The organism is Tessaracoccus luoxuelianae, from assembly GCF_054483915.1.
The window spans coordinates 2,346,586-2,368,360 of record NZ_CM137013.1 but is presented as its reverse complement, the minus strand read 5'-3'; the positions used below and the strand labels follow the sequence as shown (position 1 = coordinate 2,368,360).

Sequence of the window (21,775 nt, the reverse complement as noted above, 5' to 3'; positions counted from 1 at the left end):
ATGCGCGACCATATCCTCGAAGCCCTGGACCCGGAGCAGCGCCGCGTGGCCACCCTCCTCGACGCTCCTGTGGTGGTACTCGCAGGCGCGGGCACCGGGAAGACCCGCGCCATCACGCACCGGATCGCGCACGCCGTCAGCCAGGGCCGCTACCAGCCCTCCGCCACCCTGGCGGTGACCTTCACCACGCGCGCCGCGGGCGAGATGCGAGCCAGGCTCGCCTCGCTGGGGGTCCGCGGGGCCCAGGCCCGCACCATCCACTCGGCGGCGCTGCGCCAATGCCAGTTCTTCTGGCCCCAGGCGTACGGGGTGGAGTTCCCCCGCGTGGCGGAGAACACGTTCGGTCTCGTGGCACGCGCCGCCCATCAGGTGCTCGGCAAGTCGGACACGCCACTGGTCAGGGACCTGGACAGCGAAATCTCCTGGGCCAAGACCAGCAACGTCTCGGCGTCCCGGTACCCGGACGTGGCGCAGAGGCGCTCGGTGGCGGGCGCCTCCGCCGCCCAGGTGTCCGCCGTCATGGCTCTCTACGAGAAGCAGAAGGTTGCGGAGGGCAGCGTCGACTTCAACGACATCCTCATGTGCAACGCGGTCCTGCTGACCGAGCACGAGGAGATCGGCGCCACCATCCGCCAGACCTACCGCCACTTCGTCGTCGACGAGTACCAGGACGTCTCCGCCCTGCAACACCGCCTCATCACGCTCTGGGTCGACGGCAGGCAGGACGTGTGTGTGGTGGGGGATCCCAACCAGGCCATCCACTCCTTCGCCGGCGCGGATGCCTCGTACCTCCTCGGGTTCGCGGCGGGCATCGAGGGCGCCGAGACGCTCCGGCTGTTCCGTAACTACCGCTCCACGCCTGAGGTCATCTCCTCCGCCAACAAGGTGCTGCGCGTGCGGCCCGGCGGCCCGGGCGCGCTGACCCCGACGCGCGCCTCCGGACCGAAGCCCACCTTCAGCGGACACCCGGACGAGGCGTCTGAGGCAGCGGCAGTGGCGGACTGGCTCAAGCAGCGGCACGCGGCCGGCACCTCCTGGTCCGAGCTCGCCGTGCTCTACCGGATCAACGCGCAGTCCCCGGCGCTCGAGGCCGCCCTGAGTGAGAGGGCCATTCCCTACTCGGTGCGCGGCACGGAGAAGTTCTACGACCGGGCGGAGGTGCGCCAGGCGCTGCTGGAGTTCGGCAGGGCCGTCGAGCGTGGGGGCGAGACCGCGGCTCCCGACGTGCTGGAGGCCGTGCTCGGCTCGCTGGGGTGGCGTCCCGAGGCGCCGGCCGGCCAGGGCCGGCAGCGCGAGCGCTGGGAGTCGCTGTCCGCCCTGAGGGGCATGGTCGTCGACGAGGCCGCCGCCAGGGGCACATGGCCCGCCTCGGAGGCTGCGGAGTGGCTGCGCGAGCGCTCCGCCTGGCAGGCCGGCCCGGTGGCCGAGGCGGTGACGTTGGCCACCCTGCACGCCGCCAAGGGACTCGAGTGGGACGGTGTGGCCATCGTCGGCGTGCGCGAGGGCATGATCCCGTTCGTGTTGAGCCAGGAGGAGCCGAGCCTCTCCGAGGAACGAAGGTTGCTCTACGTCGGCTTCACGCGGGCGAAGCGCGAGCTGCGGGTCAGCTGGGCCGCCGGGAAGGGAAGCGCCACCCGATCGCGATTCATCGCCGATCAGGTCTCGGGACCCTCCACCATCGCCCGGAAGCCCAAGGAGAAGGCCACCTCGGCCCGCTCCCGGACCTGTCGGGTCTGCGGCCTCCACCTCCATACCGCCGCGGAACGGAAGCTGAGCCGGCACCCGGACTGTGAGGTCAGCTACGACGAGGGTCTGTTCGAGGCGCTGCGGGCCTGGCGCAAGGCGGCCGCGGACGAAGCGTCCGTGCCGGCTTTCGTGGTGTTCACCGACGCCACACTGCAAGCCATCGCCGAGGCCGCCCCCGCCACGGAGGCGGATCTGCTGCGTCTTCCCGGCATCGGGCGGGTGAAGGTTGAGCGCTACGGGGGCGGCGCGCTGCAGGTGGTGCGCAGCCATCAGGGCTGAGCGCAGCCCACCGTCGGGCACCCCGCCTTCCTGGTCCACGCGGTGAGGCTCAGCCCCGGGTGCTCGAGCCGCCAGACCCAGCCGACCCCCACCAGGTCCGTGCTGCCGCGGAGTACGTCACGGACCTGGAGCGCGGCCAGGGAGCTGGCCCAGCTCACCAGCGCCCGGTGTGTTCCACCGCCCGCCGGTGAGCCGGCCTGGGCCAGGCAGCTCGGGCATGGGCCGTGGCCGGGGGCGACGAACGGCCCGACGAGCGCGTCAGAGGCATCCCAGGCGACATGCAGCGCGCCGACCTCCGCGGCGTAGACCTCCGCCTCAAGGGTGGGCTGCGTTCCGGGCGGGGAGCAGAAGACCGTGAGCGCGCAGCCGGAGATCAATCCGGGGGAGCGGAGAGCGGCCGCAGGCTCGACGGGGATACTCCGGAGCTGCGCCCGACGCAGGGCGGCCTCCAGTGGACGGGTGGCGGTGGGGATCCCCACGACGGCGATCTGCTGGGTGTGCATGGGCCAAGCCTCGCCGTCGCGGCTTCTCAGCAGCAGGCACCGCGGGGGACGGACAACACATCGTCTGAGTCGGACAACACCGGGCCGGTTCCGGACAACACCGCGGCCGTTCGGGACAACACCTCGGGAGGGCCTGGGCCCGGAGGTGTGAGGGCAGCACAATGGGGCGGTGCCGACGGCTGCCGCCCCATTGAGTGCCCGCATCGGGCTCGATCCGGCCTTGCTCAGGCCTTACCGAGGATGCGGTTGAGGTTGGTGCCGCACTCGGGGCACTTGCCCTTAGCCATCTTGGTGCCCTTGGCGTTGACCACAACCTCGCCCTTGGCGTCGCGCTTTTCCTTGCACTTGACGCAGTAGAAAGAGCCTTCCCAGATCTCCGCCGTCATTTTTTTCCTCCTTGTTTTGGGTGGTTGCTGCGGTCAGCAACCCCGTTCACTCTAGGCGCCGCCCGGAGCGCTCACAATGAGACACACCGTCCGGACGTGGTGGAGCCCGGCAGCTCGATCCGCCTTCCCCTGCGTAACGAGCTACCGGGACTCTCCCGGCAAGTTAAGCGTCACCGGATCCGCCACGTCAAGGTTGGGCGAGACACTCAGGCCCCTGAGCCTCCGAGGAGCTTGCGCAGCTCAGCGTCAAGGGCGTCCTCAACTGGCTCCGCGGGCGAGACTCCGGCGGCGAACGAGAGGGGATCCGCCAGGTGCGCCCGAGTGGGAAGCAGGTCCGGGTGGCCCCAGACCTCGTCGCGGCCGTCAATCCCGCGGTGGTGCTCGACGGCGGCCCACAGATTCTTCGCGTCTCGCACGAGCCGGGGCCGCAGGTCGAGGCCGAGCAGCTCCGCGAAGACGCTGGTGACCGGAGTGGCGGAGGCGCGGCGGCGGTGGATGACCTCCTCCAACTGAGGGGAGTTGGGCATCCATGGGGCCGTGGCCCGACCGACCACGTGGTCCACCCACCCTTCCACCAGGGCAAGCAGGACCTCAAGGCGCTGCAGGATCTCCACCTGGGTGGGGGTGCTCGCAGGCTGGAAGAACGAGCCCCGCACCGTCTCGCCGACCGCCACCACCTGCTCGATGGACAGGTTCTGCAGGTTCTCGGGCTGAAACTGGCTCGCGATGGCGTCGAAGTCGATGGTGATCTCGCGGGCGAAGTGGCCGAGCAGTGCGCTGAGCTGGGGAGAGAGCCAGGCGACGTGATGGAAGAGCCGCTGCCTGGCCGCCTCGCGCAGGAGGAGGAACAGGGTCACATCGCGGTCGCCGGCGGCCAGATCCTCGGTGAAGTGCGCCACATTGGCGGGAATCATCACCACGTCAGCCGAGCCCAGCAGGTTGAATCCGATCTCGGTCCCGGTGAGGATGTCACCGGCCACCTTGGACAGTTCACGCTTGAGCCGGTCCCGGTAGATCAGCGACGCCGACTGCTTCATCATCGGCGCAAGGAACTTGCCCATCGGTTCCAGCTCACCGCCCGAGTCGTCGACGGTGCCGCGCTTGAGTGCCTCCGCCAGGCCGTCGATGATCGGTTCGATCACCGCTCGCCAGCCGTCCCCCGTCTCGTCGAGCCATGCTCCGCGGGTGATGGCACGCGCAGGCCGACCGGTCTCGGGGAAGGCTGTCTGCGGGGTGAGCCACGCCTGGGCGAGCCGCTCGGCATCGACGATGGCGGCCTTCTCCTCCGGCTTGAGCAGCGGATCAGCGCCGGCGGCCGACGCGAGTTGCTTGGCCGCGGTCAACGTGGTGCGCCACGCGGCGTCCGGGTCCAGATCGGCGTTGGTCATCCCGAACATTCCGGATCCCGACTGCTGCATCCGCTGGACGTGGGCGAGCAACTCCTCAAGGTTCAGCTGGTCTGCGTCGGCGAATCCCATCGACTCCAGCATTTTGCGTAGTTGCTCGAAGTCGAACGCTCCGAACGGGTCAGGGTTTGACATCAGGAGACCTCCTTGATGCCCATTCTTCCCCATCGTGCAAGCGCCGCGCGACGGCTTGCCGCCGGTTGCTAGGGTGAAGCGGAAGACGATGAAGGGAGTCTCGGTGTCGCGCAACGCAATGGCGATCGTTTCCTCCCTGCTTTTCGTGATGCTGGCGGCGGCTCTGGTCGTGATTCCGGTCCCCTATGTGGCGTGGCGCCCGGGGCAGACCGTCGACGTCCTGGAGACCACCGAGGAGGGTGGCGCCGTCATCGAGATCTCCGGCCTTCCCACGTTCGACACCGCCGGTCAACTGCTCATGACCACCGTGTCCACCACCCGGGTGGACTCCACTCTCAGCCTTCCCGAGGTTGTCTTCGTTTTCACAGCCAACGATTCGGACGCGATGCCCAGGGAGGTCATCTACCCGCCTGGCAAGTCGTCGTCGCAGGTGCAGGACGAGGCGGTGGCGATGATGGACAAGTCGCGCATCAACGCCACCGTCGCGGCACTGCGGGCGGCCGGCGTAGCCGTGACCGAACTGCCCCGGGTGGAAAGCGTGGTGCTCTCGGGCCCCAGTGTCGACCGTCTTCAGCCCGGGGATCTGATCACCGCCGTTGACGACATCGAGATGAAGACCCGCGAGAATGTGATCGCCCAGGTGGCCACTCACGCCGTCGGCGACGTGATCGTCTTCACGCTGCTCCGCGACGGGCAGGAACTCACAGAGAGCGTCACCTCCAGCGCCAGCAACACCGACGCCCGCCGTCCAGTGGTGGGGATCTCCCTGGACACGGGCTTCCAGTACGCGCCCCAGGTGGACTTCGGCGTGGACCAGGGCGTCACCGGCCCCAGTGCGGGGCTGGTGTTCGCGTTGGGCCTCTATGACCGGATCACCGAAGGACACCTGATCGCCGACGGGGTGGTGGCCGGCACCGGAGAGATCGATCCCGATGGGCGGGTCTCGAGGATCGGGGCCGTGCGGGAAAAGATCAAGGGGGCGGAGCGCGACGGAGCCACCATCTTCCTCGTGCCCGAGGACAACTGCTCGGACGTCGGCAACCTGGCCACAGACGTCATGCTGGTCAGGGTAGGCACCCTGAAGGACTCCATTGCGGCGCTCCAGCTCATCAACGAAGGAAAGACTGCGGAGGTGCCCACCTGTGGCTGACTCGTCGAAGCTCATCGCCGCCCTCATGGACGTGGAGCGACACGTCTCATCCTCAGGGTGGGACCAGCCGGCCCGCCTGTTTGCCCTGGTCACCACCCGCACGCTGCTCGATGTCGAGCCGCAGCTGCGCGGCCGGGTGCCGGAGAGCAGCCCAGACGCGCTCACCGCCATCGAGCAGGACGAGTTCCACGCCACGGAGAACGTCGTCGAGCGCCTGGCCGGCATCTTCTGGCCGGACACGGTCGAGGGCTGCGCGCTGGCGATGGAACGCGCCTTCCTTCCCCCCGAGCACGAGGCCGAGCTGCCTCAGGAGCCTGAGGCTGCTGCCGAGTTCGTGGCCGCCCATCCGGAGAAGACTGATGTACGCATCGTCGTCGGGGTCCTCCGCGATGGCACCCGCCACGGCCTGGCCCGGCTGGTGAGCAACCCCGATGATCTGCTGGGAGCCGAGGACCTCGTCCCAGGCCTGGCAGACGCCCTCGTCAATACCTTCAGGAGTGAGTTGTGAGCGCCACCACCGCCAACCCCGAGGCCCCGGCCGGGCGCGGGCCCATCCTGTGGACCGTCATGATCGTGGGCGGCCTACTGCTGGTGGCCGTCATCGCCTCCCGGGCCGTCACCGACTATCTGTGGTTCCGCAGCATCAACTTCCAGACGGTTTTCACCACCCAACTTGCGGCGCGGGCCGGTTTGTTCGCCGTGTTCGGGCTGCTGATGTTCTCGGTGGTCTTCTTCAACATGGTGATCGCCTACCGGCTGCGCCCCAAGGTGCGGCGGGCGAACCTGGACTCGGAGTTCCTCATCCAGTTGAGGGACGCGTTGGACCGCAGGTCGAAGGTCCTCATGGCCGTGCCCTCCGTGGTGCTCGGGCTCCTCGGTGGGATGGCGGCCGCCGGCGTGATCGAGGTGTTCCTCGCCTGGTGGAACGCGACCCCGTTCGGATGGGCCGATCCCTACTTCGATCTGGACGCCAGCTTCTACGTCTTCACGCTGCCCTGGCTGGGGTTCGTGGTCGGGTTCCTCCTGTTCACCATGATCGTCGGGATGGTCGCGGCGGCCGCCGTGCACTTCATGACCGGGGCGCTGACCTCGTCGGCCCTGAGGGGCCGGGGCAACACCGCCGCCGGGCTGGGCGCCCAGCGGCACCTGTCCATCCTCCTGGGCATCGTCATGCTGCTCATCGCCGCCAGCACACTGCTGGACCGCTACGCGCTGAGCATCACCGCCAACAGGATCTTCACCGGGCTCTCCTACACCGACGTGACCACGCGCGTGCCTGTGGCCGCCATCATCGCCGCCATCTGCGTGATCACGGCGATCCTGGCGTTCATCAACGCCTGGAAGGTCAGGTGGAGTGTTCCTGGCGCCTCAATCGCGCTGCTGGTGGTGTCCACTCTTCTGCTCTCCATGCTGTACCCGTGGATCGTGCAGAGCTTCGAGGTGATCCCGGACGAGCAGGAGAAGGAGCGCCCCTACATCGCCAACAACCTCGCGGCCACCAGGTACGCCTACGGCATCGAGGACGTGGAGATCGAGGACTACGAGGCCACCACCACGGCCGGCGCGGGGCAGCTGCGGCAGGACGCCGAGGCGCTGCCCGCCATCCGCCTCATCGACCCCGCGGTGGTGCCGGCAGCGTTCGAGCAGCTCCAGCAGGTGCGCGGCTACTACACCTTCCCCGACACCCTGGATATCGACCGCTACGTCATCGACGGCAAGGCAACGGACTCGGTGGTGGCCGTCCGGGAACTGGACCTCGACTCCGTCGAGTCCGGCGACACGTGGAACAACCGTCGCACCGTTTACACCCACGGCTACGGCATGGTGGCGGCGTACGGCAACCAGCGCGAGGCCAACGGCGAGCCGGTGTTCTTCTCCGGCGGGATCCCCACCGTGGGGACGCTGCCGGAGCACGAGCCCCGCATCTACTTCGGCGAGAAGACCGACTACTACGTCGTGGTCGGAGCGCCGGAGGGCATGGACCCCGTTGAGCTGGACACCCCGTCGGGCGGTGAGGGCCGCACGGAATCGCTCTACACCTACACCGGCGACGGAGGCGTGGGCATCGGCAACATCGCGGTGCGCGCTGCCTACGCGCTGCGGTTCGGCGACATCAACCTCATGCTCTCGGACCGGGTCAACGAGGAGTCGAAGATCCTCTACGACCGCCTGCCGGTGCAGCGCGTCCAGGAGGCTGCGCCGTGGCTGACGGTGGACTCGGATCCCTTCCCCAGCGTGGTCGACGGGCGGGTGGTCTGGATCATCGACGCCTACACCACCACGGACAACTTCCCCAACTCGATGCGCAGCGACTGGACCCAGTCCATCTCCGACTCGCGCACCTCGGCCGACAGGCTGCTGATGGGTCAGCAGGTCAACTACGTGCGCAACTCGATCAAGGCCACCGTGGACGCCTACGACGGCACCGTCACGTTGTACGAGTGGGACGAGACAGATCCCATCCTGAAGACCTGGGAGAAGGTCTACCCGGGTGTGGTCACGCCGAAGTCGGAGATCTCGCAGGAGCTCCTTGAACACCTCCGCTATCCTCAGGACCTGTTCAAGGCGCAGCGCGAGATCCTGGGGCGCTACCACACCATCAGCCCAGACACGTGGTACCGGCAGACCGACATCTGGCAGGTGCCCAACGACCCGGTCCGTGCCGGGCAGCAGGGCCTCAAGGAGCCGCCGTACTTCCTCACGATCCGTTGGCCCGGCGACGAATCACCCCACTTCGCCAACACCACCGTGTTCGTGCCGAAGGACCGCGAGAACCTCAGCGTTTACATGTCGGTCAACGCGGACGCCACGACCGAGGATTACGGCCGGATGAGGGTGCTGAAGCTCTCGGACGCCGAACAGATCGCCGGCCCCGGACAGACGTACAACTTCATCGCCACCAACCCGTTGGTCGCGGACAAGCTGTTGCCCTTCAACCGTCAGGGAGCCTCGGCCGCCGCCATTTACGGCAATCTGCTGACCCTGCCACTGGGCGGCGGGCTGCTGTACGTGCAGCCCATCTTCACCCAGACCACCGGAACCACCGGCGCCTACCCGGCGCTGCGATTCATCGTGGTGCGCTTCGGTGAGCAGATCGGTATCGGCGAGACGTTGCAGTCGGCGCTTGATCAGGTCTTCCAAGGAGACGCCGGTGCGGACACCGGTGAACAGCCCACGGAGGAGCAACCCACCGTCGATCCGTCACAGCCGACGGTTCCCGCGGACGTTCAACAGCGCGCCCGGAATATGCTGGATGAGGCTCAGTCCCTGTTCGAGGCGGCGGAGCAGGCGCTCCGCGACGGCGACCTCGCCGACTATCAGGCCCAGGTCAAGGCCGCGGAGGCGAAGATCGCGGAGGCCGCGGAGGCGCTCGGCTGAGCCGGCGCCTCAGCGGCGCAGGTCTACAACCTCCGCGACCAACCCGACGGCGGCAAGGGCCGGAAGCAACGCGGAGGCGTCTCCCATCACCGCGACAGTCACGTTCCGCGGCGACACCAGCGTCCTGAAGGCGGCCGTCGCGTCGGCGGGAGTGACCGCCGCCAGGTCTGAGAAGTGGCGGTTCATGTAGCCGGGGTCCAGACCCGCCGCGGCCAGGGCGGAGGCCTGCGCGACGATGTCGGCGGAGGTTTCGGTGGCAAGGGGTGCCACGCCGATCAGGTACCTCCGCGCGTCGTCGATCTCGTCGTCGCCGAACGCCTCTGGCAGCGCAACGCCCTCCAGCAGTCGGGCGACGGCGTCGGCCGCGACCTCGGTGCGGACGCTGCCGCCGACGGTGAAGAGTCCCTCGTCCGGGCCGGGGGAGAAGCCGCCACCGATGCCGTAGCTGTAGCCGAGGCGCTCCCGGAGTTCGAGATTGAGCCTGCTCGCGAAGGCCCCCGCGACCGCGTGGCCGGCCAGCCGCAGGGAGGCCCAGCGCGGGTCGGATCGGGTGACGGTCCGTCGGCCCACCACCACCGTCGCCTGAACTGCCCCCGGCTGGTCCACCACGACGATCCGGGGCTCCCGCGCCGGGGCTGCCGCCAGCAGGGTGGGCTGAGGTGGCGGAGCCGTCCAGGGTCCAAGCGCGGCCTCGGCCTGCGTCACCGTGAGGTTCCCCGCGACCACCAGGGTCGCCCCTTGGGGGGAGAAGTGCGCCCGGTGCCAGCCGTGGGCATCTGCCGGTGTCACGGCGGCGAGGGTGGCCGGGGTGCCTGCGGCGGGGCGCCCACCGCGATCCCCGGTCCCGAACAGCTCGCGGCGAAGCGCCATCCTCACCGCGGAGGAGGGGGAGGCGAGCGTGGACTCGTAGCCGGCCACCTGCGCCTCGACGTGGTGGGCCACGTCGCGATCGTCGAAGGTGGGCTCGCTGAGCACCTCCGTGAAGAGGGGCAGCACCTGGGGGAGCCGACGGGATGGTGCCTGCCCGCCGAGGGTGGTGTAGCGCTGGCGGGCGGTGCCGTGCAGGGTGGCGCCCTGGTCCTCGAGCAGCTCGCCGATGGCGCCGTCCGGATGGGTGCGGGTGCCCTCGTCGATGGCGTGCAGCGCCACGGTGCCCACGCCCTCCCGATCGGCGGGTTCCGCGGCCAGCGGTGCAGGAATCATCACCTCGAAGGTGGCGATGTGCTGCCAGGGGAGCTCGAAGTGCCACATCGTGAGCCCCGAGCCGAGCGTGCTGACGGTGGGGGTGGGGAAGTGCCAGGGAATGCCGAGGGTGACGTCGGGGCGGTTCATCGGGTTTCCTCGGCTGCGTAGTGGAGCTGGTGGGCCGACGATGGTGCCAGCCAACGTCCGGCGGCGGTGGCGATGTGTTCCGGGGTGAGCGCCAGCACGTCCGCGAGGTGGGTGTTGATCTGGTGCGGCGATCCGTGCATCAGCCAGGCCTCGTTGATGGCGTCGGCCCGGCCGCTGGTGGTGGCCAGTTCCCAGAGCCAGTCGCTCTCGTACTGGGCGACGGCGCGGGCCAACTCTGCATCGGTGGGGCCATCGGCGGCGAGACGGCCCACGCCCTCGAGGATGGCCGCCGACATTGCCTCGAGCGAGATTCCGTCGGCGGGGCGGCCCAGGATGGCGGCGATCGACGCCGCCGAGCGGTGGGTGAGCGAGGCGCTGTGCACCTCGTTGGCCACGTCGGCGTGTTTGACCAGGGCGCGGTGCAGCCGGGAGGAGTGGCCGTCGGCGAGGATCGACAGGGCCAGGTCGATGGCGGGCTGATCCGCGTGTGAGGCGGGGGGAGTGGGCCAGGAGAGGTAGGCAAGGGAGTGGGGGACCTGCCGGCTCACCGCGACAGTCGAGGCCTGCGCGACGGGGCGCTCCGTCATGGGCAGGCGCTCCGGCTTGGGGAGGGCGGGAAGGTCTGCGAAGTAGCGCCCGGCGAGATCGAGCGCCTCGTCCGGGCCGACCGGGCCACACACCACCAGGCGCAGGTTGCACGCCCGGTACCAGGCGTCGAAGAACTCGGACACGTCCTGCAGTGAGGCGGCATCCAGGTCCGCCATCGACCCGATGGCGAGGTGCCCGTAGGGGTGGGTCTCCGGGAAGTGCTGCGCAGTCAGCAGCTGCAGGAGGTCGCCGTAGGGCTGATTGTCGTAGCGCTGGCGCTTCTCCTCCTTCACCACCTGGCGCTGAGCCTCGAAGTTCTCCGGGGTGATGGCCAGGGACGAGAACCGGTCCGCTTCCATCCAGAGCGCGAGCTCCAGCGCGCCGCGGGGGACCGTCTCGAAGTAGTTGGTGCGGTCCGTGGAGGTCGTGGCGTTCACGGTGCCGCCGAGGGACTCGACGGTGGCCATGTGCTCGCCGCTGGCCAGGTGGGCCGAGCCCTGGAACATGAGGTGTTCGAAGAGGTGCGCGAACCCGGTCCGGCCGGGGGCCTCGTCGGCCGATCCCACCTCCACCCACAGGTTCACCGCGACACCCGGCGCGTCCGGATCAGGCGCCACCACCACTTGGAGGCCGTTGTCGAGGCGCGCTTGGGTGAGCTCGTACTGGAGGGCCTCGGTCATGCGCGCAAGGGTAGCCGACGCCGTCGAGGGGTCAGTGCAGCGTGGAATCGGCTGGTCCCGTGGTCCATTCGTGGAATCGGACGACAAGCCCGGAACGCGTGGGGGCGCAGGTGAACGGCCCTGCGGCGGCGCGTGCGTCGCGGGGGAACGGGGCGAGGCGGACGAGGCTGAGGGGGTCGCCGTCGAGGCCGGCGCGGATGGTGAGCGCGTCGCCGGAGCGCGAGACGCGCACCCGGACCCGGCGTCCGTGCCAGGCGTCGACGGGGGCGGATGACCAGTCGGAGAGCGGGTTGGTCACCACCGCACCCAGCTGCGGATGGCCGTCGGCGAACTCGACGCCCGCCTTGACCCAGCAGTCGGCCGCGGACACGACGAACAGGCCGGCCTGATCGAACTGCTCGGAGTATCCGGCGGTGAACACCACCTCCATGGCGCTGTCCGTCGGGAAGGGGGCGACGAGAGCGTGCTCCGTGTCGTGGGTGAAGCCGTAGGACGTGACACGCCACGCATCCGAGCCCTCCTCGGCGGTGACCACGAGATCGGGTCCGTCCTCGTGGACGTCGACGGGTTGGGTGGTCCAGGTGCCGGAGGTCCACGGCAGTGGCAAGGTGTCCATGGCGATGACGCTATCGGTGGGCTGGCCGACCGGAGTAGGTTTTGTTGTATGAAGTATCGCTATCTGGGCAATTCTGGACTCAAGATCACCGAACTCACCTACGGGAACTGGCTGACCCACGGCTCGCAGGTGGAGGCCGACACCGCGACAGCCTGCGTGCGCGCGGCGCTGGACCACGGCATCACGTCGTTCGACACGGCTGACGTCTACGCCAACACCGCCGCCGAGGTGGTGCTGGGGGAGGCTCTCAAGGGTGAGCGTCGGGAATCCTTGGAAATCTTCACCAAGGTCTACTGGCCGGTCGGGCCCAAGGGCGCCAACGACGTCGGGCTCTCACGCAAGCACATCATGGAGGGCATCAACGGCTCGCTGCAACGGCTGCAGACGGACTACGTGGACCTGTACCAGGCCCATCGCTACGACGTCGAGACGCCGCTGGAGGAGACGATGGTGGCCTTCGCCGACGTCGTCCGGCAGGGCAAGGCCCTCTACATCGGCGTGTCGGAGTGGCCGGCTGACAAGATCCGCGAGGCTGCGCGCTACGCCAAGGAGCTCAGGATCCCGTTCGTGTCCAACCAGCCGCAGTACTCCATGCTGTGGCGGGTGATCGAGGACCAGGTGGTGCCCGCATCCGAGGAGGTGGGCGTCTCGCAGATCGTGTGGTCGCCCGTCGCGCAGGGCGTGCTCACCGGCAAGTACCTGCCGGGGCAGCCGGCGCCGGAGGGGTCGCGGGCCACCGACACCAAGGGCGGCCAGGGCATGATCAGCCGCTGGATGCGCGACGACGTGCTGACCAAGGTGCAGAACCTGAGCCCGATCGCCGACGAGCTGGGCCTCACCATGGCGCAACTGGCTGTGGCGTGGGTGCTGCAGAACGACAATGTCGCGGCGGCCATCATCGGGGCCTCGCGCCCGGAGCAGATCGCCGAGAACGTCAAGGCCAGCGGGGTGGAGATCCCCGATGAGCTGATGGCGCGCATCGACGAGGCGCTTGAGGGCATCGTCGAGCGCGATCCCGCGAAGACCACCGTGCCGGAGGGGCGCCCCTGATCCCCCCCGCGTCGCTCGTCGATTTGGATTGTCCGCGGACAATCCCTATAGTTATCAGAGCGACGCGGGGTGGAGCAGCTCGGTAGCTCGCTGGGCTCATAACCCAGAGGTCACAGGTTCAAATCCTGTCCCCGCTACGAAAAGTGGCCCTGACAAGCAGAAATGCTGTCAGGGCCACTGGCTTTTCCAGGCTTGTTCCTTACTTGTTCCCCACCGGCGACGCGAAGACGCCCTCCGGCTGGCACGGACCTGGAGTCCGGGCGTGAGCGTGCCGACGGCGGCAAGGCCAGTAGCGGCAACCGGACACGGCTTCTCCTTCCTCGCGCCATCGCTCCATGCCTCGTCGGGCAGGGCTACGCTCCCCGCAAGGTGCGGAAACAATCTCAGCAAAGAAGCAGAGGTGACTTCATGTCAGAGGCCAGCAACAGGGCCAGCGAATACCCGCCCGTCGTCACGATGTTCGAGTTGTACGGCGCGGGCGCCGTCACGATCGGCGAGAGGGTCTCCCAGAGACTCGGCCTGCCGTTCCACGGGCAGGCGTTCACCTCCGGTGCGATCGCCGGACAGGCAACCGGCGACGACGAGGAGAACCGTGCGGTGCTCGCGAATGTGCTCGCCCTCCTCGGGGGTGCCTACAGTGCGCTGGAGGACCGCGAGATCGTGCGCACCCAAGGTGACAAGTACTCGCTCATCGAGGACAACACCCGGAACGTGAAGCAGTTCGCCCAGGAGGGCGGAGTCATCGTGGGTCGCAACGCCACCGTGATCCTGGCCGACCGTCCCAATACCCTGCACGTCCTGCTCACCGGCGACGTCGCGGACCGGGTCAAGCGGGCTGCCCAGAGCCTGGGCATCTCGGAGGCCGAGTCAGCGAAGCGCCGAGCCCACGAGGAGGACCTTCGTCGGCAGATGTCAAGGACCCTGTACGGCTGGGACCCTGCGCTCCCAGACCGCTACGACATGCTGCTCAACACCAGCCGTGTCTCCGTCGATGCAGCAGTGAACGCCATCGTCGACGCGATCCAGCACCAGACCGCCTGACCGGCGCCTGAACAGAACGGAATCGACACCATGTCTGCAAGCTCAGTCTCGGCGCCGGCTGTCACGGCCCAGCCCCTCAGCATGAAGAACTACCTCGCCTACGCGGCGGGTGACGCGGCCAACAACGTGTCTTTCACCATGGCGGGCATGTTCCTCATCCTCTACTACACCAACGTGGTCGGTATCGAGGGTGGCGTCATCGGCACCATGTTCCTGGTGCTGCGCTTCATCGACGCCATCACGGATGTCTTCATGGGCCGCATCATCGACATGAAGAAGCCCGGCAGACTCGGCAAGTTCCGTCCGATCATCCTGTGGTTCTCGGTCCCGCTGCTTGTCTCGAGCTGGATGCTCTACGCCGCGAAGTGGATCATGCCCGACGCGAGCACCACGGCCTACACCATCTACATGTACGCCTTCTACATCCTGATGGGTTCGGTGTTCTATACCGCCGTCAACATCGCGTACGGCTCCATGGCCCCCTCGTTGACGCAGGTCCCCACGGAGCGGGCGAAGCTGGCCAGCTTCCGGATGTACGGCGCGGCCCTCATGATCCTGGCGCTGTCCTGGGTCATCGCACCGCAGATCCGGGCGAACGTGGGCAACGCCGACGCGCTGCAGAACTCGATCGCGATCTCCGTCGGCATCCTGTCGATCATCGGCGCCGGGCTGTACCTGTTCACGGTGTGGGGGACGAAGGAGCAGGTCGCCCGCGACCCGCGTCCGGTGACGATGAAGGAGAGCTTCGGCTCCCTCGCCGTCAACCGTCCGCTGCAGGTCCTCTCCGTCGCCGCGGTCTTCTTCCTGCTCGGGACCACCGTGATGGGCACCCTGGGCGCCTACATCGCGATCTACGTGCAGAACGACGCCAACTACATCGCCATCAACCAGACGGCCCAGGTGGCGGCGCTGTTCCTTGTCGGCCCCATCATCCCGGTGCTCGTCCGCACCATGGGCAAGCGCCTGGGCTACGTCGTCCTCGCGTCCTTCATGTACATCGGCGCCCTCATCCTGTGGCTCGCCCCCCTCGGTACCTACCCGTGGCTCGGGTCGGTGGCGTTCTTCGTTATGGGCATCGCCATGTTCGGCGTCAACACGCTCATGTGGGCTCTCGAGGCGGACTGTGTGGAGTTCGGCGAGTGGAAGATCGGGCAGCGCACCGAGGGCACCACCTACGCGGTGTTCTCATTCACCCGCAAGATGGGCCAGGCGCTGGGTGGATTCGTCGGCGGCTGGGCGCTCGGGTGGGCGGGCTTCGTCGCAGCCGAGGTCGCGGCGGGTGGCGAGGTCTCCGACGAGGTGGCCGGCAACATCCGCATGTGGGCCGCGGTCTTCCTGATCGGCTCCACCCTCCTGACCCAGCTCGCGATGTTCTTCTATCCGTTGACGGAGAAGAAGTACCTCGAGATCGTCGGCGAGATCGCCGCGCGGCGCGCGGCCAGGGTCGACGCGTAGGGCTGACCCCTCGGCGAGCGTCCTCCACTGCGGGAGCAGCCATGTGCAAAGTGTCGGCGCAGGATGGGAGGGTGGTGGCATGACGCAGCCGCCCGCATGGTTGGACGAGCCACCACCAGACCCGGAGACCCTCCCGCCGGACGACCTCGACGAGGCGTGGGCGCGTGAGCCCGTGGCGCCCGCCCGACGGCGGCCTGACGCGGGACGCAGGGAGCCCGCCCGGGCGGTGCAACGATCGGCGGCCGGTCTTCGTGACGAGGCTCTGCAGATCCTGAAGGCCCTCACCGGGAGCGCGGAGGCCGATTTCCACCCCGGGCAGTACGAGGCGATCGAAGCCCTGGTGGCGGATCACCGTCGGGCCTTAGTGGTCCAGCGCACGGGATGGGGCAAGTCGGCGGTCTACTTCATCTCCGCCCTGCTGCAGCGCAGGGCCGGGTCGGGGCCGGCGCTGATCGTGTCTCCCCTCCTGGCGCTGATGCGTGACCAGGTCGCGGCCGCTGAACGGGCCGGCGTCCGAGCCTCGGCGATCAACTCGGCCAACGTGACCGAGTGGCGCGACATCGAGGAGTTGCTGGCCGCAGACTCGATCGACGTGCTCTTCGTCTCACCCGAGCGCCTCGTCAACCCGATTTTCCGGGCGGAACAGCTGCCCCGGCTCGTCGCGACCTGTGGCCTTCTGGTGATCGACGAGGCACACTGCATCAGCGACTGGGGTCACGACTTCAGGCCGGACTACCGGCGCATCCGCGACCTCATCGCCGACCTGCCCGATGGCGTCCCCGTCCTGGCCACCACCGCGACAGCCAACGCCCGGGTTGTCGACGATGTGGCCGAGCAGATGGCCGCCGGTGGGCGGGAGGTGTTCACCCTCCGTGGCGCGCTGGGCCGCGACTCGCTGCGGCTCGGCGTCCTCGATCTCGGCACGCCCTGGCGCCGCCTGGCCTGGCTCAGCGAGCATCTCGCGGCGCTCCCGGGGAGCGGGATCGTGTACTGCCTCACCGTCGCTGCCGCCGAGGACACGGCCGCGCTGCTCGCGAAGGCAGGCCACCGCGTCCTCGCCTACACCGGTCGGACGGATCCGGCTGAGCGACTGGTTGCCGAGGAGGCGTTGAAGCGCAACGAGGTCAAGGCGCTGATCGCCACCTCGGCCCTCGGGATGGGCTTCGACAAGCCTGATCTCGGCTTCGTCGTCCACCTCGGCGCTCCGAGCTCGCCTGTGGCGTACTACCAACAGGTCGGCCGGGCCGGCCGCGCCACCGAGAGCGCTGACGTGCTGCTGCTGCCTGGCGCCGAGGATCAGGCGATCTGGCACTACTTCGCGACGAACGCGATGCCAACCCAGCGCAAGGCCGACGCGGCACTGGCAGCCCTCGCCGACGCTGACCGCCCGCTGTCAGTGGCTGCACTGGAGGCCCGCGTGGACATCAAGCGGGGTCCGCTCGAGCTGCTGCTCAAGGTGCTGGCGGTCGACGGTGCGGTGGAATCGGTCAAGGGCGGGTGGGTCTCGACGGGGGCCCCGTGGACCTACGATGCCGACCGCTACGGGCGCATCGCCGCCGCCCGTCAGCAGGAACAGCGCGCCATGCTGGCCTACGAGCATCTCGACGAGTGCCGCATGGCGTTCCTGACCGCGGAGCTGGACGACCCGCACGCCGCAGCCTGCGGTCGCTGCGATTCCTGTTCCGGCCCGTGGTACCCGACCGGGGTGACGCTGACCGCCAGCCAGGGCGCCCAGACGGCACTGGATCGGGTCGGTGTCCCGCTGGCGCCCCGAGTGTTGTGGCCCACGGGGCTCGACAGGCTGAGCGTCCGGATCGACGGTCGTCCCGTCAAGGGCAAGATCCCTCCCGAGGAGCAGCTCGCGGTGGGGCGGGCCGTCGCGCGTCTCTCCGACCTGGGCTGGGGTGGGCCGCTGCGTGAGCTGTTTGCCTCCGACCGTGACGGGAACCCCGTGGACGCCGAGGTGCCGCCCGAGTTGGGCAGGGCATGTCTCCGCGTCCTCAAGGAGTGGGCGTGGGACGCGCGTCCGGTCGCGGTGGCCTGGGTGCCGAGCCTCGGGCGTCCCCGTCTGGTTGAGTCGGTCGCCACGGGCATCGCCGCAGCCGGGCGTCTGGAGGTCCTCGGTCCGCTCGGGCTCAGCCCCGGGGCCCAGCGGGTTCGGGGTTCCACCAACAGCGCGTACCGCGTCCGCGATGTATGGGACCGCTTCGTCGTGCCGCCGGCCATGTCGGAGCGCCTCGAGAGTCTCGACGGCCCGATCCTCCTCGTGGACGACCTCGTCAACTCGCGCTGGACCCTGACCGTGGCCGGACGACTCCTTCGCAGGGCAGGGGCCCGTGCCGTGCTTCCGCTCGCACTCGGGTCGGTGGGCTGACGAAGGGAGACAATCCGGTGCGCCCATCGCACGGGTGCGAGGGTGGGGCTCGCGAGGACGGATGGAGGGCGTCCGCGGGCCCACGCTGGTGAACTTGGCAAGGGCGGAACGGAGCCTCGGCGATGGTCGTAGGCTGGAAGAATCCCGACTTCAGGAGGATCCATGGACCTACTCAACCGCTCGGACATCCAGTCGCTCGCCGCATCCGAGGCCGACGGAATCCACGTGTCGTTGATGCTGCCCACCCACCGCTTCGGCAGTGGAATCCAGGCCGATCAGCTGCAGTGGAAGAACCTCGTGCAGGGGGCAGAGTCCGTGCTGCTCCAGGAGATGCGTCGGCCGGATGTGGAGGCGCTCCTGGCCCCAGCGCGCGAACTGCTCAACAACAATCTGCCTTGGCAGTACATGAGCGACGGCCTGGCGATGTTCCTCACCCCGGCCGGTTCCCAGATGGTCCGCATCCCCGCATCCCTGCCCACCCTCGCCGCAGTCGGTGAGCATTTCGTGACCGGTCCGCTCATGCGGCTGCTCTCGGGCGACGCGCACTTCCTGCTGCTGGCCATCAGCCAGGGCTCCGTGAGGCTCATGGATGGCAGCCGTCATACCGTGCGTCAGATCGAGCTCGACGACGTGCCCACGAGCCTGGCAGACGTCGTAGAGCCCAGCGGACGCTCAGACTCCATGGCCCGGTCCTTGACCGCCGGGCGCGGCGGCAGGGCTGTCTTCTACGGCCACGGCGTCGGCGCGGACGAGGCGAAGAAGGACGACGTGATCCGGTTCTTCCGCGAGGTGGAGGCCGGTCTCCGCGAGGTGCTCGCCGGCCAGACGGCCCCGCTGGTGCTCGTGGGCCTGGAGCAGAACGTGTCGGCCTACCGGGAACTCAACACCTATGCCGAGGTGCTTGACGAGGCCGTGCTCCGCAGTCCCGACGAGCTGTCGGTCGACGAGCTGCACCAGGTGGCGTGGCCACTGGTCGAGGGCCGACTTCGAGCCGACCGGACCCGGCTCATTTCGCGCTTCCACGACCTGCAGGGCACCGGCGGCCAGGTGTCCAGCGATGTGGATGCCGTGAGCGACGCTGCGGAGCAGGGCCGCGTCGAGACGCTGTTCATCCGCTCGGATCCGTGGTGCTGGGAGCGGGTCGAGGACGGCGGCGACCCTCCCGTCGTCCGTCTCGGGACCGACGACCGCTTCGCCGTGTGCGAGGAGGTGGAGTCCGCGGCCAGGCACACGCTCGCGTACGGGGGCATGGTCCACGCCACGTCGCAGGAGGTGGTGGCCGACAGCGAGTTGGCTGCGATCCTGCGCTACTGAGCCCGGCGGGTCACTCCTCGCGCCCGTCGGCCATGAGGGCCGCCCTGGCGAGCCGGGAACCTGAGGGTCCCGTCGCCAGGCCCGAAATGCGCTGACGGAGCGTGGGGGAGTCACCCAAGTTCAGCAGCACCGGTGAGAGCTCCTGGTAGAGGTGGTGACCCAGGATGGGTCCATGGTCACCGAGCTGCCAGCCCAGCCGGGTCAGCATCGAGGCGACCTCGTCGACGGGGACGGCGCCCATCTCATCGGTGGCCGCGTAGGCCAACATGAGGAGGGCCGCGTCGCGTTCGAAGCCCTCGGCCGACGGGATGACCAGTCCCGCCAGGCCCGCCCACAGTGCGGCCGGATCCTTCTGAAGCTTCTTCCCCAGCCTCGTGGACTTCAGCCTGCCGTTGTACACCCTCAGCAGCCCCAGGCGCTGCAGCGTGAGACGGAAGCGCAACAAGGGGAGGGCCGATCCCTCCCGGTTCACCGCACCGATCCATCCACTCATGCCGGGAAGCATGGCCGCGGCCTCCGAGACGCGCGCCGGCTTCAGGTAGCCGGCGCTCGTCATCTCCAACCCGTTGCCCGCCGCGGCGTCGAGGAACCACTGGATCGGGGCCAACGCCTCGACCGGGACCGGGTCGTCGTCCATCTCCGGCAAATCGATGAGGCGTTCGAGCAATTGAAGCGCCGCCTCGTCGTGCGACAAGCTCATCAGCATGATCACCAATCGGTGCGGCAGCGAAGTCATCGTGGCCCTGAACCCCGGATCGAGCAGCCAGGCGTTGAGTTCGGCGGCGTCGAAGAGTTCGAGGTCGTAGAGAACCTCGGCCAGCGCCTCAGCGTCGCGCAGCCCGCCGCAGTCCTCGGGCGGGGCTGCTCGCGCACCGTCGACCACCAGCGCGGGGGCATCGCCCGGCAGCATCGGCAGAACCTGCTCCAGGCGGAGGGTGATGTCCCAGTGGTCGCCGTAGTCGTACACGTAGTTCAGGACGTCGCCCGGCTGCTGGAGGACCTCGTCCAACCTGACGTCGGCGGCGGCCGCGGATTCGCCGTCGGCCGGATCCTCCTCCTCGACGTCGAACTCGCACAGGAAGATCTGGGCCGAGCGATCGAAAGGATCGCCGCCGAGCGAGAACCGATACAGGTGGGCGCCACTCCACACAAACGCCATCTGCAGCGTGTGATGGACCATCTCAAGAGGCAGATCTGAGCGGAGCGCGAGGGTTCGCCAGATCGGCGGGTTCGAATCGCGAAGCTCGGCGCGGACGTGATAGATCATTGGCCCCGCGAGCCGCGGCCGCCGGAGTTCCGGGCGCACAGGCGTGGCGAGATCGCTGGTCAGGACCGTGGCGAGCCGTCGTAGGTCGGCCAGCTCGGTTCCCGAGACCGCCTACTCGAATCGGCGGCGAAACTCGGCTTCTACTGGGTCGGTTCCGGTCATGGCTCAACGCTAGCGGCTGGGCGACGCCCACCCGAAGCGGAATGGGCAGCTACCACCCGCCCTGCATCTCGCGTGGGGGCGCTTCTGGGCCGCGAGGCCATCTCGGGGGGGAGCCCATCGTCTCGTGCCTCGAACCGAGGTAGGCGCTGACCCAGTGCGTAGGCTACTGACTTGTGAGAGCAGGAAAGGCGATTCAGCGGTGATGGCGACTGCACGATCTCACGCGTGGGCTGTGGCAGCAATCGGCTCAGCTCTGCTGGGCGTGGCAACCGCGGCGGCATGCCTCCTGGCCATCAGGCTTGAGCTGACCGGGCTCGGCCGACCGAGGGACACCGCGCCGCGGCTCGCATACCTGCTCCTCCTGGCCACGGGACTCGTCGGCAGCCTTGGGGTCCCTGCGCTTGTGGCCTGGAGAGGTCTAGGGGCGTGGTGGCCGATGGTCCCGGTGGTCATGATCCTGGCCACCACCGCCACCTGGCTGCTTCTGGGCGTGTGAGGGAGGGCGACGGGTTGTCTCCGTCGCCGTGTGGCTGCTTGTGGCCGTGCGCGTCCCGCCGTTCGGCGAGCATGCGGGTGCCGGTGGGGGTGACTTCGTAGCGGTAGCCCAAGGGGCTGGACCAGTGGAGCTGGCTTGGTCTGGGTTGGTCGGCGCGCCAGGTGCGGGCGGTGCCGGTGAGGTGGCCGAGGGCGTCGGTGTGGACGTGGACGGCGAGCCAGCTTTTCTAGTGGCCGGTCCTTTCCCGCTCCCTGAGGAGGCCCGCCCGCGGAGCGGCGTGGCCTGTCTCGAAGGGTCGTGACTACCACCTTCAGGAGATCTGGTGGTCGGGTGCGGTGAGCCGGGACTCGATGCCAGGTCGGCCGTGATCCAGCGTCTGGTTGCTTGCTGCTGGTCATTCTGTGGTCGAGTGGGTGA

The 21,775-nt window shown here is 68.7% G+C and carries 17 protein-coding genes and 1 tRNA gene; 11 read left to right on the top strand and 7 right to left on the bottom strand.

Features of this window, described 5'->3' with window-relative positions:
* Complete coding sequence (locus ACX1D1_RS10740; RefSeq protein WP_459054547.1) at window positions 1-2,025, top strand: ATP-dependent DNA helicase UvrD2; 2,025 nt, start codon at window positions 1-3, stop codon at window positions 2,023-2,025.
* On the opposite strand, the gene ACX1D1_RS10735 is transcribed toward ACX1D1_RS10740, so the two are convergent.
* The 3 genes from ACX1D1_RS10735 to ACX1D1_RS10725 all read right to left on the bottom strand — a co-directional run bounded on the left by ACX1D1_RS10735 (window position 2,016) and on the right by ACX1D1_RS10725 (window position 4,455).
* Window positions 2,016-2,528, bottom strand: a complete 513-nt coding sequence (locus ACX1D1_RS10735; RefSeq protein ID WP_459054546.1) for a hypothetical protein — start codon at window positions 2,526-2,528, stop codon at window positions 2,016-2,018. The two genes, ACX1D1_RS10740 and ACX1D1_RS10735, sit on opposite strands and share 10 nt — an antisense overlap.
* Window positions 2,529-2,752: 224 nt before the next feature.
* Window positions 2,753-2,914, bottom strand: coding sequence for a DUF5679 domain-containing protein (locus ACX1D1_RS10730; protein ID WP_182784204.1), 162 nt, complete (start codon window positions 2,912-2,914; stop codon window positions 2,753-2,755).
* 206 nt (window positions 2,915-3,120) lie between these two features.
* Window positions 3,121-4,455, bottom strand: coding sequence for a zinc-dependent metalloprotease (locus ACX1D1_RS10725; protein ID WP_182799808.1), 1,335 nt, complete (start codon window positions 4,453-4,455; stop codon window positions 3,121-3,123).
* 103 nt (window positions 4,456-4,558) lie between these two features.
* On the opposite strand from ACX1D1_RS10725, the gene ACX1D1_RS10720 reads away from it, so the two are divergent.
* Genes ACX1D1_RS10720 through ACX1D1_RS10710 form a run of 3 tightly spaced genes read left to right on the top strand, consistent with a single transcriptional unit; the run spans window position 4,559 to window position 8,983 of the window.
* Window positions 4,559-5,605, top strand: a complete 1,047-nt coding sequence (locus tag ACX1D1_RS10720; protein ID WP_182784200.1) for a YlbL family protein — start codon at window positions 4,559-4,561, stop codon at window positions 5,603-5,605.
* Window positions 5,598-6,113: a PPA1309 family protein gene (locus ACX1D1_RS10715; RefSeq protein WP_370585802.1), complete on the top strand. Its 516-nt coding sequence runs from the start codon at window positions 5,598-5,600 to the stop codon at window positions 6,111-6,113. Before ACX1D1_RS10720 ends, ACX1D1_RS10715 begins: the two co-directional genes overlap by 8 nt.
* Window positions 6,110-8,983, top strand: a complete 2,874-nt coding sequence (locus tag ACX1D1_RS10710) for a UPF0182 family membrane protein (protein ID WP_370586102.1) — start codon at window positions 6,110-6,112, stop codon at window positions 8,981-8,983. Before ACX1D1_RS10715 ends, ACX1D1_RS10710 begins: the two co-directional genes overlap by 4 nt.
* A 9-nt stretch (window positions 8,984-8,992) precedes the next feature.
* On the opposite strand, the gene ACX1D1_RS10705 is transcribed toward ACX1D1_RS10710, so the two are convergent.
* From ACX1D1_RS10705 to ACX1D1_RS10695, 3 genes are read right to left on the bottom strand one after another with little or no spacing between them, the layout of a single operon-like run.
* Window positions 8,993-10,315 carry a M16 family metallopeptidase gene (locus ACX1D1_RS10705; RefSeq protein ID WP_459054545.1) on the bottom strand — a complete coding sequence of 441 codons (1,323 nt, stop codon included), beginning with the start codon at window positions 10,313-10,315 and terminating at the stop codon, window positions 8,993-8,995.
* Window positions 10,312-11,583 carry a M16 family metallopeptidase gene (locus ACX1D1_RS10700; protein WP_459054544.1) on the bottom strand — a complete coding sequence of 424 codons (1,272 nt, stop codon included), beginning with the start codon at window positions 11,581-11,583 and terminating at the stop codon, window positions 10,312-10,314. The genes ACX1D1_RS10705 and ACX1D1_RS10700 overlap by 4 nt, the downstream gene beginning before the upstream one ends.
* Before the next feature lie 31 nt (window positions 11,584-11,614).
* Window positions 11,615-12,199, bottom strand: coding sequence for a DUF1349 domain-containing protein (locus tag ACX1D1_RS10695; RefSeq protein ID WP_182799812.1), 585 nt, complete (start codon window positions 12,197-12,199; stop codon window positions 11,615-11,617).
* A gap of 48 nt (window positions 12,200-12,247) precedes the next feature.
* Here ACX1D1_RS10695 and ACX1D1_RS10690 point away from each other — a divergent pair, with 48 nt between their 5' ends.
* From ACX1D1_RS10690 to ACX1D1_RS10665, 6 genes are all read left to right on the top strand, one after another.
* Entirely contained in the window at window positions 12,248-13,249 is a 1,002-nt protein-coding gene (locus tag ACX1D1_RS10690; protein ID WP_182799813.1) for an aldo/keto reductase family protein, read from the top strand.
* A 63-nt stretch (window positions 13,250-13,312) separates the two neighbouring features.
* Window positions 13,313-13,386: transfer RNA gene (locus ACX1D1_RS10685), tRNA-Met, on the top strand.
* 271 nt (window positions 13,387-13,657) lie between these two features.
* Window positions 13,658-14,290 (top strand): cytidylate kinase-like family protein, encoded by a 633-nt coding sequence (locus tag ACX1D1_RS10680; RefSeq protein WP_459054543.1) that lies wholly within the window; start codon window positions 13,658-13,660, stop codon window positions 14,288-14,290.
* 81 nt (window positions 14,291-14,371) lie between these two features.
* Window positions 14,372-15,745: a glycoside-pentoside-hexuronide (GPH):cation symporter gene (locus ACX1D1_RS10675; protein WP_459054542.1), complete on the top strand. Its 1,374-nt coding sequence runs from the start codon at window positions 14,372-14,374 to the stop codon at window positions 15,743-15,745.
* Window positions 15,746-15,824: 79 nt separating this feature from the next.
* Window positions 15,825-18,119 (top strand): RecQ family ATP-dependent DNA helicase, encoded by a 2,295-nt coding sequence (locus tag ACX1D1_RS10670; protein WP_459054541.1) that lies wholly within the window; start codon window positions 15,825-15,827, stop codon window positions 18,117-18,119.
* A 162-nt stretch (window positions 18,120-18,281) separates the two neighbouring features.
* The gene (locus ACX1D1_RS10665; protein WP_459054540.1) at window positions 18,282-19,433 is read left to right on the top strand and encodes a baeRF3 domain-containing protein; all 1,152 of its coding nucleotides are present in this window, start codon (window positions 18,282-18,284) and stop codon (window positions 19,431-19,433) included.
* Between the two features lie 10 nt (window positions 19,434-19,443).
* On the opposite strand, the gene ACX1D1_RS10660 is transcribed toward ACX1D1_RS10665, so the two are convergent.
* Window positions 19,444-20,700 (bottom strand): plasmid pRiA4b ORF-3 family protein, encoded by a 1,257-nt coding sequence (locus ACX1D1_RS10660; RefSeq protein ID WP_459054539.1) that lies wholly within the window; start codon window positions 20,698-20,700, stop codon window positions 19,444-19,446.
* A 394-nt stretch (window positions 20,701-21,094) separates the two neighbouring features.
* On the opposite strand from ACX1D1_RS10660, the gene ACX1D1_RS10655 reads away from it, so the two are divergent.
* Complete coding sequence (locus tag ACX1D1_RS10655) at window positions 21,095-21,358, top strand: hypothetical protein (RefSeq protein ID WP_459054538.1); 264 nt, start codon at window positions 21,095-21,097, stop codon at window positions 21,356-21,358.
* Window positions 21,359-21,775: the final 417 nt, after the last annotated feature.

Coding starts and splice junctions, on each gene's coding strand:
- ACX1D1_RS10680 (WP_459054543.1), top strand. CDS start 13,658: ATGTCAGAGGCCAGCAACAGGGCCAGCGAATACCCGCCCGTCGTCACG.
- ACX1D1_RS10730 (WP_182784204.1), bottom strand. CDS start 2,914: ATGACGGCGGAGATCTGGGAAGGCTCTTTCTACTGCGTCAAGTGCAAG.
- ACX1D1_RS10660 (WP_459054539.1), bottom strand. CDS start 20,700: ATGATCTATCACGTCCGCGCCGAGCTTCGCGATTCGAACCCGCCGATC.
- ACX1D1_RS10675 (WP_459054542.1), top strand. CDS start 14,372: ATGAAGAACTACCTCGCCTACGCGGCGGGTGACGCGGCCAACAACGTG.
- ACX1D1_RS10735 (WP_459054546.1), bottom strand. CDS start 2,528: ATGCACACCCAGCAGATCGCCGTCGTGGGGATCCCCACCGCCACCCGT.
- ACX1D1_RS10725 (WP_182799808.1), bottom strand. CDS start 4,455: ATGTCAAACCCTGACCCGTTCGGAGCGTTCGACTTCGAGCAACTACGC.
- ACX1D1_RS10705 (WP_459054545.1), bottom strand. CDS start 10,315: ATGAACCGCCCCGACGTCACCCTCGGCATTCCCTGGCACTTCCCCACC.
- ACX1D1_RS10670 (WP_459054541.1), top strand. CDS start 15,825: ATGACGCAGCCGCCCGCATGGTTGGACGAGCCACCACCAGACCCGGAG.
- ACX1D1_RS10695 (WP_182799812.1), bottom strand. CDS start 12,199: ATGGACACCTTGCCACTGCCGTGGACCTCCGGCACCTGGACCACCCAA.
- ACX1D1_RS10740 (WP_459054547.1), top strand. CDS start 1: ATGCGCGACCATATCCTCGAAGCCCTGGACCCGGAGCAGCGCCGCGTG.
- ACX1D1_RS10700 (WP_459054544.1), bottom strand. CDS start 11,583: ATGACCGAGGCCCTCCAGTACGAGCTCACCCAAGCGCGCCTCGACAAC.
- ACX1D1_RS10690 (WP_182799813.1), top strand. CDS start 12,248: ATGAAGTATCGCTATCTGGGCAATTCTGGACTCAAGATCACCGAACTC.
- ACX1D1_RS10665 (WP_459054540.1), top strand. CDS start 18,282: ATGGACCTACTCAACCGCTCGGACATCCAGTCGCTCGCCGCATCCGAG.